The organism is Adhaeribacter sp. (assembly GCF_057359045.1).
The window spans coordinates 44,059-58,950 of record NZ_JBMQUD010000153.1 but is presented as its reverse complement, the minus strand read 5'-3'; the positions used below and the strand labels follow the sequence as shown (position 1 = coordinate 58,950).

Sequence of the window (14,892 nt, the reverse complement as noted above, 5' to 3'; positions counted from 1 at the left end):
GTTTTAAGCCTTCCAAAGGGAGACTTAAAACTTTTGATGAAACTGGAGGAACTCTGTTCTGGTACATACCAGCAAAGGCTACTACAGGCAAGGAACCTTAGTGTAGCCTCTTAAAAATTCAATTCCGCTTTTAATCAAACTTAATCGTTACACTCTTACCGGCAAAATCACCATCCGGTAAATTCACCAAAAGGGTGGTGCTGCCTTGTTCAGTATTTGGGAGAATGGTAAAAGAATCGCCTTTGGCTTTATGCGTGCCAGACAAGGTTACCGAAACGCTTTTTAGTTTTCGGGAAGGATCAGAAACGGTTAATTCCTGTACTTTGCCGTTTTGCATTTTAACCATAACCATTCCCTGGCTCTTCAGGCTTATTTTTAAAGCATCCGAAACTTTAGCTTCTCCGGCCTGGTAAAAGGCCATTTGCGTAATACCCAATTGGTTATTTTTGACGGCCTGTAGAGCTGCCGTGTTGGAAATAATCTCAATTTGGCGGTTATTCCGGCTGGTTTCTATAAAGGCTTGTTCTGTTATGGCAGGCACTACAATATAGGAATAAGAAGCATTACGGGGGCTTTTACCGTGGTCGACCCAAAGCTTAAACACCTCTTTGCTAACCACTTCTTTTGAAATATTCTTTTGGTCGGTAATATCCGACCAACGGCCTTGCTCCGCCTGGTTAGAAAGGTGCACCGTGGTGGGGGCGGGTAAAATATAGCCAACCTTATCGTGGTAAACCAGCTTTAAATCTTTTAGTTCGTGGTTACCCCGCGGCAGCTTTTTTACCTGGTTATTCTGCATAATGGTTACGTCGCTGCGCATGAGGGCCTGATTAATGGTAGTGGCTACCGGCAGATTTGGTTCTGATTGGATGTTGGTGCCCAAACAAACGTACTCCTCATCAAAAAAGAAATAAGCTTTTTTAGCTTTTACCTGGTCGTGGGGGCTAATAAAATCAAAGGCTACCGCACCATACCTGCCATCGGTTACCGCTCCCACAAAATCGGTCAGCCCGTCCATTTGAATTTTTTCCGGACCGTGCAACTTGGGTTTTTGCATAATGGTGGTACCGGATATTTTCTGCCAATCGTAAACGGGCCAGATGTTAAAATACTCATCGCCTTTTAGCATTAAATAATTGGTGCCATCGGCGCGGTGGTGGGTGGTTTTGCCGGGGCCATTATAAGGTTCTTCCATATTCCGGTTGCGGGTAGAAAACATGCGTACCGTGGTATAAAAATTTGGCCGTTGAAATACAAAATGCTCGGTTTGCCAGAAGAACTTTGCAAAAGACTGCGAGGGCTGGGCTTCGCCTTTCCGGAGTTTCATAATTTCTTCCAGTTCTTGGCGGCGGTAGTCGGTGCTGATTAATAACCTTTCGATTTCGGTTACGCTATGCGGCTTAAAGCTGGCCTCCTGTTGCGTAATACTCCGGTTTTTTACACTCACATCGGTGTAAATGCCGTAAACCATTTGCTTGTAAATACCATCCAGGTAATAATCTACGAGCTGGTTAATTTTTTCTTTAGAGAAAGCATATTGGGTGTTGGCCACGTAATAAGACCAGTCGCCGAATTCATTCGCGTATTTGCCGTAACCGTACGAGGTGGTGTTATTTACCCGGTCTTCGCGGTGATGAAAACTGTAGTCGCTTTGCATGCCCCGCTTACCGGTATTAAATTTTATTTCGCCTTCAATTATTTTAATTACTTCGTCGAACCCGGCTTTATCGCCCACAAAAAGCATGTTTTTCGCTAGTATGCCGGCAATCACAATGCGGTCGCCGCTGGGGCGGGCGCCCGAGGCATTCATGTTGGCCCGGCGAATAATGGGATGGGCTTTAGCCACTAAATCTTTGGGTAACTCATCTCCGATAACCAGCATCAAATCACCCAGGTGGGTAGGTGTTGTAATCTGGCTATCGTGCCAGTTGTCGCCCACAAAATCATTAGCTACCCAATATTTTAGAGAAGTGGTAATTCGTTCTTTTAAGCTGTTGCTTTTATAATATTCCGATGTTTTGTTTTTATAAGCCTGGGCCAGGTACAGGAGGTCGGCAGTATGAAATCGATGCGGAAAACCGGCGGTTCGGCTCAGGTCGGCGTAATTGATGTTTTTAAAACTGCCATCCGGCTGCATGCGGTTTAGTATTGCGGCAACCCTACTGGCATCTATTGGGGTTTCCATGAGTTCTGCCACCACTCTTCCTTTTATAATCTCAAAATCAGTAGGGCGGGCCTGGGCCGCCAAAGTTAAAAAAGTAGTAATAAAAATGGTGATTACTAGTTTGGTGGTGGAAAACATAGGTTTGTAGATTATGGCGGAAAGAGAAAAGTAGCAGGTTTAAAAGCGAATTTTAGCCCTGAAACGTAGTAAGGTACAGAAAATATTAATTAAATATACACCAGAATTGCAGACAAATTTTCGCTTTTAGGGCGATAGATTTTTGTTTAGTTCGATGTTGGGTTAAGCCAATTCGCTTCCGGATATTTATTCCCGGAGCAGCAGAGCAACTTTACCGGAATATTAGTAATTTGCCTAAGCTGGGTAATAGTGCCTAATTTACGGTTGACCAATGCTAACTTATTCTAACATGCACATGCGCTTTAAAAAAAACCTCTTACTATTTCTGCTTTTGAGTAGCTTTTCGGTTGTAGCCCAGGACTGGAATAAAAAACAATGTGCGGTGGTTCTGACATACGACGATGCCCTGAATGTGCACCTGGACAAGGTTGTTCCGGCTTTGGACGCAGTAGGTTTAAAAGGAACCTTTTATTTAACGGCAGCTTCGGCGGCTTTTACCAAGCGCTTAAACGAATGGAAAAAAGTAGCCGCGAATAAACACGAATTAGCCAACCACACCATGTTTCATCCCTGCGATGGCACCAAGCCCGGCCGTGGTTTTGTTACCGCCGATTACAACCTGGCTACCTACTCTATGCGCCGCTTAACCGACGAAATTAAAATGACGAATACAATACTGCAGACCTTAGATGGCAAGAAAGAGCGCACTTTTGCTTACCCCTGCGGCGACACCCAAATTGGCGGTACATCTTATGTAGATGCTATCAGAAACGATTTTGTAGCGGCCCGGGGAACAAAAACCGAAATGCTGCCGAACAAAGCGACCGACGTGTTTACTATTGGCTGCTACGGCATTAATGGCCAGACCGGCGACGAATTGATTGCTCTCGTGAAAAAGGCCATGCAAACCAACAGCTTACTGGTATTTCTTTTTCATGGGGTAGGCGGCGAGCATGCTTTAAACGTATCGCTGGAGGCGCATAACCAGTTGCTGCAATATTTAAAAGATAATCAAAAGCAAATCTGGGTGCCTACTTTTATTGAAGCCGCTAATTACCTGAAAACCGCCCATCCTGCCAAAAAAGCTAATTAGCCCGGTACTTTGGCTTGGCTTTAGGCTATGATTATTTTCTAAAATATTCTTAAAGTGGAATGGTCTACGGAATTAAATATTGCTGAAAAATTAACGCCTGCTGTTCTTTACCCAGATAATTTAATGGGTAAAGAACAGCAGGCGTTTTAAATTATACCGTAAAATTATTCCGGCTGAACCAATCATTCCGATTTCTGCGCTTTTAAACGATAGGCTGCACCCATCGCTGATGTATTCCGCCCCTTCGGGGCTGGTACAATTAATCTACCCGCTGTCGTTTAATAAATTCCTGGCCGGCCGAATCTTCTTTGCGCACAAAGGCCCGGATAATCAGGCGCGTGCCCCGCTCGTAGGTAAAGAAATGGTAAACCCAGTTACTCAGGGTTACTATCTTGTTTCGGAAGCCAATTAAATAATAAATATGCACAAAGAGCCAGGCCACCCAGGCCAGAAAGCCGCTCAGTCGCATATTGCCGGGTAAATCGGCTACAGCGCGGTTGCGGCCAATAATGGCCAAAGAACCTTTATCGAAATATTTAAACGGCAAATAAGGCTCGCCTTTTAGTAAGCGGCGCAGGTTTTTGGCTAAATGCTGCCCTTGTTGTATCGCGGGTTGCGCCACGCCGGGGTGTCCGTTCGGGAATAAATCAGAAGTCATTTTGGCAATATCGCCAATGGCAAAAATATCGGTGTAGCCTTTTACCAGGTTAAACTCGTTTACTACGTATTTGCCCCGCTCTACTATTTCGGGGGGTAAACCTTCTATAATAGCGCCGGTTACACCGGCCGCCCATACTACGGTTTGCGTCTTTATTTGCTCGCCGCCTTTAAACGTTACTATTTCGCCATCGTACGATTCTACCAAGGTTTTAAGCCGGAGAATAATACCCATCTTTTCTAAATATTTCTGCGTTTTCGCGCTCGATTCCGGCGACATGGGCGGTAATACGCGGTCCAAGCCTTCTACCAGGTAAATATTCATTTTGGTAAAATCCATGCCGGGGTAATCGCCGGGCAGCACGTGCTTGCGCATTTCGGCCAGGGAGCCGGCCAACTCTACGCCGGTGGGGCCGCCCCCCACAATTACAATATTAAGCAAGCTTTGCCGAACTTCGGGGTCGCGGGTCATGTTGGCGAGCTCAAACGATTGCAGCAACTGGCTGCGCAGGTTTAAGGCATCGGGCACTTGTTTTAACGGGAAAGAGTATTTCTTAATTTGGTCGTTGCCAAAGTAGTTAGATTTGGTGCCGGTGGCAATTACCAGGTAATCGTAGTGCAAATCGCCGATAAGCGTAGAAATGGTTTTTACCTCGGGGTTGATGCGGGTAACCCGGATGGGCCGGAAATGAAAATCTTCGTAATCTTCGTCGAACATTTTACGCAGCGGCTCGGCAATAGAATCGGGCTCGAGGCCGGCGGTGGCTACTTGGTAGAGTAGCGGCCAGAAACCGTGGTAGTTTTGTTTGTTAAACATAACCACCTGGAAATCTTTGCCGGGCAGTTTGCGGGCCAGGTTAATGCCGCCAAATCCGCCGCCAATTATTACTACCCGGGGTTTTATAGTATCGGGTATATTCAGGGTAAGTTCATCCAATCTGACCATAAGTATTGCAATATGGGTTAGGAAATGTGCTTTGTTTGTATGCCGTTAAAGTTGGTTTTATTAATGCCGGTTGGTTAAAGCGGGTAATATTTTTTAGGTTACTACCAGCCGGTGTTTACCGGTAAAACCTTTATATTTTTATATATAAATGCTGGCTACCTCAGATTACCCCGGAAAAAAAATAAAGTTTCAAGAAATAACCCGCCTAAGGCTGCTTGCCCAAACTATTTTAAACCGATAAAATATTTAAGGAGCTAAATCTTTTGGTTGTACGGCCAGCTTAAATAAAACGCCCCGGTTTAAGGTTAAATATTTGATTGATTTTTGGCGGTAGCAGGCAGTACAACGAATAATTTACGGAACCAGCCGGAAACAATTAAATAGTTTGCAACTGCCACCAAATAATTACCAAAGTTTAAGCCGTGAGCGGTACTTTAAAAATATTAAACTCTAAACCTGAAATATCGCCTTCGGCTTCGTGGATGCGCGAAGTGGTAAAATAAAGATTATCCTGCTGGTCGATGGCAAAGGTATCGGGCCATTTAATTTCAGGGGCCTGCACCAAGGTATTAAGTTCGCCGTCGGGCGTATGACACATAATGGCATTTTGCTCCAGGTCGCCTAAATACAAGTTGCCAAACCGGTCGAAGATCATGCCATCGGGTGCGGTTGTTTGGCCTAAATTTTCTACCTGCTCAGCCAGATCTGTTTCATTTAAAGTTTCGTCTTCTAAGGCGGTCGTAGCAATGCGGTAAAGGGTATAGCCGGTAAGGGCGTGGTAGTACAGGTACTGATTGTCGTTGGCCAGGGCAATGCCGTCGGCGTGCATCTGGGGCTTTTTGCCGTTTTTTACCCATCTTTCGCCTTCTACGGTCAGCCACACATCTTCAGACTGGGTAGAGGGGTGCTGGTGCAGTAGCCGGCGGGGTTTACCGGTGGTTAAATCCAATACAATTAAAGCGCCCGTACCCGACTCTGTTATGTAAATTTTATTTGTGGTCTCGTTTACCCGCAGGTCGTTCAGGTAAGATTTTTCCGGCGCAATGGTTTTATCAAAAGTCCATTTCTGTTTTAATTCATCCGTATCCAGGTCAAACTCGTAAAGGGCCGCTTGGCCTACTACACCGGCCATCATAGGGCTGGCGGGGTCTAACACAAATAAAGAGTTGCCGTGTGCTACCCCCGACTACACACAGGTAAACGTGTTTTCGCGGGGCTTGCCGTGCCAGGTATTCCAATCGGGGTTGGGGTAAGGCTGGTACTTGCCGTTAAGCGAAACTTCTACCACCGAAAAAGGCAGGTTTTCGTGCCAGCGCGGAAAATTAGCAAACAAGCGGCCGCTGGCGCTAATGGTTACGCCGGTTACTTGTACGCCTTTAAAGGTAGTTACTTTGGTTATGGGGAGCTGGGGCATAGGTTTAAATAGTTGTAGTTATGCCTACTGTTTTACCATTGCTAACCAGATTAAGTTGCCGCGGTTAGGAAGGGTTAAGTTGCAGTAATGATTTTAGCTAATTGTTTATCAGTAAAATATTGATGGAGGTCTGCTTAACTGGCTTTCTTTTTTAAACCTTTCACCCAATCTTTCATTTTTTCCATCCATTGGGGTTCGTCTACGTCATTTTCGAGTAAAAAAGCAAACGGGTTCAGGGCCGGAATATGGTCGCAAATAATCCGCGCCACGGCAAATAACGGAATAAATAAGACCATGCCGGCAATGCCCCAGGTAAGCTCGCCCAGTACAATAGCAATAATGGTAAAAATGGGGCTCAGGTTAAGGGTATTGCCTTCTACCAGTGGCTCTATAATATTATTGTCGATTATCTGGGCCAGTACAATTATAATAACAACCGGTATAAATACGCCGGTAGAGCCGGTAATTAAAGCCATTATCAACGGAAAGAAAGCTCCCACAAACGACCCGATGTAGGGCACAATGGTAGGAATAACCGCTACCAGCGCAATCAGAATACCATTTTTAAGCCCAATTATTGAAAACCCGATGCCGTAAAAAACCGCTAAAAATACCATCGATAATAACCGGGCAATTAAATACTGCGAGGCAACATTGGTTATTTGGTGCAGTTCCTTTTTTACTTCGGTTTCGTTTTCGGGTGCCGTGAGTTGCAGAAAAAAATCTTTGTACTTTTCGCGTTTCCACATCAGGAAAAAGAAGTACAACAGGGTAAGCGCAAACCCGCTGAGCAAACCCAAACCGCCCGAAACTATACCGGTGGCAAACTTATTAAACGATTGCGACACCTTGGAAATCTGTGATTTCAAAAACTGAATTTGCTCTTGCGGCGCTACGCCAAACTGCTGCTGCACCCATTGCTGCCCCATATCTATAAATTGTTGTAGCTTTTTCTGGATTTGGGGTAAATCGTTCGACATGCTGGCCGCCTGTGCCCCCACTATAAACAGTAAACCGGCAATAAAGAGCAAAATTAAAAGTATGCTTACGAGTATAGCGGGTATGCGGCCCAGGCCCCAGCTTTCCAGTTTGCGGCATACCGGCAGCATGAGCATGGCAAATAATACGGCAAATAAAAATGGAATCAGGAAAGTGCGGCCATAGTACAAAATAACAAAGGTTAGTATGCCAAATAATTGCACGGCCACCAGCCGGTAAATAGATATACTTTTCATAAGTTGTTTCTCGGCATTATTACTAAAGCTATATATAGAACCTTTTTATATTAATTAAAGGTTATACTCTAATTTTAAAGAATGGTGCTGGTTATTGGCGTACTATTTTTATGAAGCCATACCGGCAGATTAAGTCTTACCAGATAAACTAAGCTGGACCTGTATTTTACTGCAACTACGCCCGCCAGGTAATATAATGATATTTAAGGCTTTCGTGAAAGCCGCCCTGGCTATGGTGTTTTCACCAGTCGGTTTTCTGCGTAATTCCGGCAAAGGCCAAAATGAAATAAGTAGTAATCCGTTGTGCGCAAGGGCTGGGATAGATAATTACTACATAAATTTATAGGCCTGCGGTTTAATATTTACTCTAATTATATGGCTTAAATATTTAGGGTGTTTCGGCTTAATTATAACTGAATTTGAAATTAATACCTTATGGTTGCAGGTGAAATAAATTAAAAGGTATAATAATCTACGTTAATAACTTAAATTTACGAGCGGGTATTCTATTTTCTTCAGTGAATGTTTTAGGAAAGAGAATATTTAGGTTTGGTATCGGGTTTTATTCCAGTTATGTTTTAGAATAAAGAATGCGGCATTTTATTACCATATCAATCCTGGGTAAGTTATTTTATTTTTATGCGTAATCTGCCTGATTCTCATATTAGCCAAAAAATTACCCGTCTGTATTTGCTAGCCCTTACTGCCGTGGCTTTGCTCTTGTTAGCGGGGCAATGGTTGGTGCAACAATCCTTGGCTCGCCAGGCCAACGATTCCCGGGTGGTAAATATTGCGGGCCGGCAGCGCATGCTGAGCCAGAAAATCTCTAAAACGGTGTTGTTACTTTGTCATCCGGCGCTACCGGTAAATACGCAAGTGTACCTATCCGATTTAAAAGACGCTTTGGCGATATGGCAAAAATCGCATAATAACTTAAAAAATGGGTACCGCGCGAATAACCAAACACCGGTAAAGAACAGCCAGGCGGTGCAGGCCATGTTTATTCAAATTGAACCTGTTTTCCGGGCCATTTACCAGAATGCAGCGGCTATTCAACGTAATTATTCAGTCGGGATAGCGGCGCTGCAACCAAACGTAAAAATCATTCTGGAAAACGAACGCGCTTTTCTGCAGGGCATGGATAAGATTGTATTTCAGTACGATGTCGAAGCTGCCCAACGGGTAAATGCATCCCGGCGCACCGAGCGAATATTGCTGGGTTGTGCGTTGCTGGTATTGCTGCTGGAAGGTTTGTTTATTTTCCGGCCGGCAGTAAAGCAAATTAAGCACACCATTGGCTTACTGGTAAACTCCGAAAAACAAACCCAGCGCATTAATGCCGATTTGTTGCAGGCCAACAAATCTTTAGCAGAAACCCGCGAGGCCTTGCTGCTGGCCACAAAGCAAAAACATCGGCAGGAACTGAATGAGCAAAAACTCCGGGCAACCTATGTAATAGAAGGACAGGAAGAAGAACGCAAACGCGTGGCCCGTGAGCTGCATGATGGGCTAGGCCAGATGCTTACAGCGCTAAAATTTGGCCTCGAAAAATGCAACGATGTGGTAACCGGCAACGAACCGGCGCAACACCATTTAACCCAGCTCCGCGAGCTGGTTAGCCAAACCATTACCGAAACCCGCACCATTTCTTACAATTTAATGCCGGCCGTACTGCACGATTTTGGTATTTCTTCGGCCCTGAAACTCCTGGTAAGCCAGGTAACTACCAGTGCCGGTATACAGATTAGTTATACCAGCAATTACAACGGCAATCGTTTGCCCCAAAATCTGGAAATTGGTTTGTACCGCGTAGCGCAGGAGGGTTTGCACAATGCCGTAAAATACGCCCGTGCCCAGGAAATAAAGATTGAACTTACCCAAAAAAAGAAATATATTCACCTCATTATTGCCGATAATGGCCGCGGTTTTACTTATACGCCGGCCGGTGAGCCTGGTTTGGCGCAAGGCCTGAGTAACATGCAAGCCCGGGTGTTTATGTTAGATGGTAATATAAATATTATTTCGAGCCCCGGACAAGGTACCCGGATTAGTGTAAAAATACCCCTGGGCACCACAAAAGCAGAATATGCAAAAAATTAGAGTATTATTAGCCGACGACCACACCTTGGTCCGCAATGGTATCCGGTCATTGCTGGAAGGTTTACCCGATTTAGAAATAGTGGGAGAGGCCCGAGATGGCGCTGACGCCCTGAACCAGGTAAAAGAATTAGCGCCCGAAGTAGTAATGATTGATATTGCCATGCCCATTATGAATGGCATAGAGGCCACCGCTCAGATTACCAGGCTAACCAAAAATACCAAATGCCTCATGCTCTCGATGCACCACAACGAAGATTATATTCTGAAGGCAGTTGAAGCGGGCGCTTACGGCTATTTATTAAAAGATACCACCCGCGACGAAATGCTCCGGGCCTTACGTACGGTAGCTTCCGGCGAGAAATATTTTAGTCCGCCGGTAGCTAATATTATTGTAAACTCATACCTGCAAAAAGTAAAAGAAACTCCTGCCGAAGTTGTTCCCAAGCCCAAACTATCAAAACAGGAAAAGGTAATTCTGAAATTTATTGTAGAAGGCTCTAACAGCCGCGAAATTGCCGAAATCATGAATTTGAGTGTGCGCACCATCGATAACCACCGGGCCAGCATGATGAAGCGTTTAGGCGTAAAGAATGCCGTAGAACTGGTAAGAAAAGCCCTCGACGAAAACTTGTTGTAATTATCGGGCAATTGGCAACCCAAGCCGCCTTAGATTATAGGTAAAAGAATATTTTAGCTATTCTTAACCAAAAGTATTTTAAATATAAGAAGCTTTCTCCCAAAATTGCCTTAGCTGTTTAGGGTATTAATAACGAAAGATCCCGGTTGCAACCAATATTATTTTAAATTAACTGAATTTTAATATTTCTAAACAAATGCATTTTTTTTGATATTTAAAGATGTATTTTAACGATTTTAAGAATTAATTTTTAAGATATGTAAATATTGATTATAATATTTGCAATGTTAATTTTATGTTATTATTTTAAAGCATGGAATTAACAGACAACATAGCTCTAACCGATTACAAGTATTTTATTGTACAGGATAATTGCCCTACAGCGGTAGGTATTCTTTCGGACAACGACGACCAGGTTTATTTCTGTAACCTTACTTTACAACCTACCACGAATAACTTAGGGCAAACCGAACTTCGCTTAAAAGTTAAGCCCGAAACCACTGTACGGGCTTGTGCCAACCCAGCGTATAAAGATAACGTGCAGCAAGGTTTGTTCCGGTCAATGATTGATTTGATCAAAGATCCGCAGGAAGTAGAGCGTCATCTATTGGCTTTTCAATATCGGAATTTAACTATGGCCCAGTAAAGAGGGTTGTACCGTTTTAAAAATAGGCCAAGCGCGGAACGATAAAATTCAACGGCAGTACAGCCTGCTTCAGGAGTTCGCATTGAAATCTATTTATTAGTAGCTATCGGTGTATGCTTAAAGCAGTTCTAAAGGCTTGCGGTACTTTGTTTGGTAAAACTCATATTATATGGTCGGGTATAATTTTGCCGGATAGTTTAAGTAATGCTTCGGCTATTAGGAGCGCAAGTAAGAATTTAGGTAGATATTTTTTAAAATTACTGCAGCAAAATTTGATTTTAAGTTATAATAGTTTAAATTTATCACAAATAATAACCAAGCGTTGTTATTGAATCTCCCCCCGGATTACCTGAGATAATCATTCAGATATAGATTTTAAGAATAAGCGTACCCAAAAAAATATTTTTTTACTCAATTTCGGGCACGTGCCCGTTAATTAGGTTAAAAATTTAAATTACCTGCCTGCATTTTGTAGGAAGTAATTATTGCTTTAAAATTTATTCAAGATCAAAACTAAATATTCAGTATTGTTTTAAGCTTATTATAAGATATAGTTTTTATCTGTATTAACGGGTACGTGCCCGTTAAATATTATTCTAAATTAGATTTTACTTTATAGTACCAGTAAGGCAAAGCAATATTTTTATAAGTCTGCAAAAACAGGCTTAGCCATTTAAGTTTTTTACTTAACCACCTGAATACTGATGAAAAAAAACTACCACAATTGGGCCAATTTGTTGCCTTTAGGGTGGGTAATAAACCTTCCTGTAATGCGGCATAAGCTATTCGTCGGGCAAATGGTTTGCCTAAGTATCTTGTCTTTAAGTTTATTCCTACCCATCAGAGCCGGAGCGCAACAGGCGGGCTTAGCAGTGAGCGGCAAAGTAACCGATGCGGGTACCGGCGAAGCTTTGCCGGGGGTAAGTATTGTGGTACGGGGTACTACCACCGGTACTACTACAGATGCTACTGGTAATTATCAGCTAGACGTAAGCTCTGCGGACGCCGTATTGGTGTTTACCTTTATTGGCTACACCAAAAAAGAAATACCGGTTAAAAACCAATCGGCCCTGAACGTGAGTTTAGCCCCGGATTTGGCGCAGTTAAACGAAGTAGTGGTAATTGGTTACGGTACGGTAAAGAAAAGCTCAGTAACGGCGGCCATCTCCAAAGTAGAAAACAAGAATTTAGACCAGATACCCGCTGGTAGACCGGAGACAGCATTGGTGGGCCGCATGGCGGGGGTAAATATATCAACGGCACGGAGTCGGCCGGGGGAAGCACCGGTTATTCGGATAAGAGGAGCTGGCACAATAAGCGCCAGCAACGACCCCTTGGTGGTGATAGATGGATTTCCGGGCGGGAGTTTAGATAACGTAAACATGAACGATGTCGAGTCGATAGAAGTGCTGAAAGATGCTTCTGCGGCGGCTATTTACGGTTCCCGGGGTTCGGGTGGGGTTATTATTATCACCACTAAAAAAGGAAAATCCGGTAAACCGCAATTAAATTTTAATTCTTATACCGGCGTATCTAAAGCCCGCGGGCACGACGACTGGATTAGCGGGGAAGAATATTATGATTACGTGGTTAAATACCAGAACCGTGAATTTGTTTGGGTGGGCGGCGATCCTTCTATTCCGGTATGGGGCGATGTTCGCCGGCCGGCCGCTTACCAGGTAAACCCAATTATTAAAGAAGGCAACGTAAACTGGCAAGATGCGGTACTGCAAACGGCCCCCATTCAGAACTACAACCTGTCGGTTTCGGGCGGTACCGACAATGCCAAATATTACGTGTCGGGTACTATCCGCGACGAGAAAGGCACGGTTAAAAATACCTCTTACACCAATTACGGTGTGCGGGCCAACCTCGACCTCAAAATTAACCCGGTGGTGAGTGCCGGTTTTATGCTTAACCCCAACTACACCAAGCGCCGGCATTTAGGTTTAGGCATTGAAGCCATGGCCAAATACCCGCCGTTTGTAGCCATCCAGAATCCGGATGGTACTTACCCCAAAGCCCGCGATTATTGGGGCGTAGTGGTTACGGGCGGCCTTAATCCGCTCGGTATTTTAAATGCTACCCAAAATTATTCGTACTTCATGAATAATATTGGCGAGGTTTACCTGGGGCTTAATTTGCTCAAAGGCTTAACTTTCCGGTCGTCGTTCGGGAGCAATATTACCTATACCACCAACGAAAATTACGTAGCCGCTTACGGTACTTCTAACAATGCGGCCAGTGGTTCGGCCTCCGACCTCCGGAACATTAACCTGGTAAACGAAAACGTATTTAGCTACAACAAAACTTTTAACGAAATCCATACTTTAAATGCCATTGCCGGAGCCTCTTACCAAAAAGCTACTTCGCGCCAGGCTTCTATGGGTATTGTTACCGGCAGTTTTGGCAACGAAAACATCCAAACCCTGAACAATGCCGTAATCTCGCCCACCACTACGTTTACCCGCAAATCTAAATGGGGTTTAGTTTCTTATTACAGCCGGGTTAATTATAGCTTTAAAGACAAATATTTGCTTTCGGCCTCCATCCGGACCGATGGCAGCTCGCGTTTTGGACCAGATAACAAATGGGGTTACTTTCCGTCGGCTTCGGCCGCCTGGCGCGTAACCCAGGAAAAATTTATGCCTGCTACGCCTATCCTGAGCGATTTAAAATTACGGGCCAGCTACGGGGTAACTGGTAATTTTAACCTGCCCGATTTTCCATACTTAGGAGTAATTGGCGATGCTTATTATTCACCGAACGGCACGGTTACCAAAGGTAAGGCTCAAACTTCTTTTGCTAACCCCAGCTTACAATGGGAACGCACCAAGAGCTACGATTTGGCCGTTGACCTGAGTTTGTTTAACAGCCGTTTGAACCTGACCTTAGATTATTACGATAAACGCACCACCGATTTATTGTACCAGGAAGCCATGCCGGCGCTTACCGGTTTCCCTAATTTTTATACCAATACCGGCGAAATTAGTAACCGGGGTCTGGAACTGGAAATTAACAGCCGTAACCTGACCGGCGATTTAAAATGGGAAACCTCTTTTAACGTAACCCGCAACCGCAATAAAGTAGTTAGTTTGGGCGAAGGCGCTACCGAAATAATTAATCCGGATGTGTACGGCATGAACTGGATTTTACGGAAAGGAGAGCCTATGTTCTCTTATTACGGCTACAAAGCCATTGGTGTACTGCAAAACGCCGACGAAGTAGCTGCTTCGCCGGTTCTGGCCGGCTCATTGCCCGGCAACACCAAATACCAGGATACCAACAAAGACGGCAATATTACCCCCGCCGATATGGTAGTGCTGGGTAGCTTTCAGCCTAAATTTACTTTGGGCATGATTAATAATTTTAGCTACAAAAACTTTGATTTAAGCGTGGTGATGCAAGCTTCGGTAGGAGCTAAAATGTATAACTTCGAAAACGAATATTACCAGGGTGCTCTGGCCGGTGCCATGCGGCGGTCGTTGGTAGAAACGCAGTGGTGGTCGCCGGAAGCACCCGGCGATGGCCGTATGCCCGGCGCGGCTTTAAGTAAGCTTACCTGGCAGTCTAATAGCGATATTTACCTCGAAGATGCCTCTTTCCTGTCCGTCCGGAACCTGAACCTGGGTTATACCTTGCCGGGCGCTTTTGCCCAGAAACTACGCCTGAATAATTTACGGGTGTATACCTCAATGGGCAATATGTTGGTGTTTATGAAAAAAGAGTTCCACGGCTATAACCCCGAAGGCTATACCCGCGGCGAAATTTCGGGCCTGACTAGTATGCCGGGCTACAATGCCGGCTCCGAACCCATTAACCGCACGGTAACCTTTGGTGTGAATCTAAATTTTTAATTTAC

The 14,892-nt window shown here is 44.4% G+C and carries 10 protein-coding genes; 5 read left to right on the top strand and 5 right to left on the bottom strand.

From position 1 onward, the window contains the following. Positions 1 to 130: 130 nt before the first annotated feature. Entirely contained in the window at positions 131 to 2,302 is a 2,172-nt protein-coding gene (locus ACO1R6_RS23970; protein WP_486268160.1) for a polysaccharide lyase family 8 super-sandwich domain-containing protein, read from the bottom strand. 295 nt (positions 2,303 to 2,597) lie between these two features. On the opposite strand from ACO1R6_RS23970, the gene ACO1R6_RS23965 reads away from it, so the two are divergent. After that, positions 2,598 to 3,395 (top strand): polysaccharide deacetylase family protein, encoded by a 798-nt coding sequence (locus ACO1R6_RS23965; protein WP_486268158.1) that lies wholly within the window; start codon positions 2,598 to 2,600, stop codon positions 3,393 to 3,395. Between the two features lie 259 nt (positions 3,396 to 3,654). On the opposite strand, the gene ACO1R6_RS23960 is transcribed toward ACO1R6_RS23965, so the two are convergent. The 4 genes from ACO1R6_RS23960 to ACO1R6_RS23945 all read right to left on the bottom strand — a co-directional run bounded on the left by ACO1R6_RS23960 (position 3,655) and on the right by ACO1R6_RS23945 (position 7,647). Next, positions 3,655 to 4,998: an NAD(P)/FAD-dependent oxidoreductase gene (locus tag ACO1R6_RS23960; RefSeq protein ID WP_486268156.1), complete on the bottom strand. Its 1,344-nt coding sequence runs from the start codon at positions 4,996 to 4,998 to the stop codon at positions 3,655 to 3,657. 415 nt (positions 4,999 to 5,413) lie between these two features. Next, positions 5,414 to 6,154 (bottom strand): SMP-30/gluconolactonase/LRE family protein, encoded by a 741-nt coding sequence (locus tag ACO1R6_RS23955; RefSeq protein ID WP_486268154.1) that lies wholly within the window; start codon positions 6,152 to 6,154, stop codon positions 5,414 to 5,416. Positions 6,155 to 6,184: 30 nt separating this feature from the next. Beyond that, positions 6,185 to 6,412, bottom strand: coding sequence for a hypothetical protein (locus ACO1R6_RS23950; protein WP_486268153.1), 228 nt, complete (start codon positions 6,410 to 6,412; stop codon positions 6,185 to 6,187). A gap of 134 nt (positions 6,413 to 6,546) precedes the next feature. Continuing rightward, entirely contained in the window at positions 6,547 to 7,647 is a 1,101-nt protein-coding gene (locus tag ACO1R6_RS23945; protein ID WP_486268150.1) for an AI-2E family transporter, read from the bottom strand. Positions 7,648 to 8,286: 639 nt separating this feature from the next. On the opposite strand from ACO1R6_RS23945, the gene ACO1R6_RS23940 reads away from it, so the two are divergent. From ACO1R6_RS23940 to ACO1R6_RS23925, 4 genes are all read left to right on the top strand, one after another. Further along, complete coding sequence (locus tag ACO1R6_RS23940) at positions 8,287 to 9,747, top strand: ATP-binding protein (RefSeq protein ID WP_486268148.1); 1,461 nt, start codon at positions 8,287 to 8,289, stop codon at positions 9,745 to 9,747. Next, positions 9,734 to 10,384 (top strand): response regulator, encoded by a 651-nt coding sequence (locus ACO1R6_RS23935; protein ID WP_486268146.1) that lies wholly within the window; start codon positions 9,734 to 9,736, stop codon positions 10,382 to 10,384. The genes ACO1R6_RS23940 and ACO1R6_RS23935 overlap by 14 nt, the downstream gene beginning before the upstream one ends. 313 nt (positions 10,385 to 10,697) lie before the next feature. Continuing rightward, on the top strand, positions 10,698 to 11,030 hold the full coding sequence (locus ACO1R6_RS23930) for a hypothetical protein (protein ID WP_486268144.1): 333 nt from the start codon (positions 10,698 to 10,700) through the stop codon (positions 11,028 to 11,030). 704 nt (positions 11,031 to 11,734) lie between these two features. Next, positions 11,735 to 14,887 (top strand): SusC/RagA family TonB-linked outer membrane protein, encoded by a 3,153-nt coding sequence (locus ACO1R6_RS23925; RefSeq protein WP_486268142.1) that lies wholly within the window; start codon positions 11,735 to 11,737, stop codon positions 14,885 to 14,887. Positions 14,888 to 14,892: the final 5 nt, after the last annotated feature.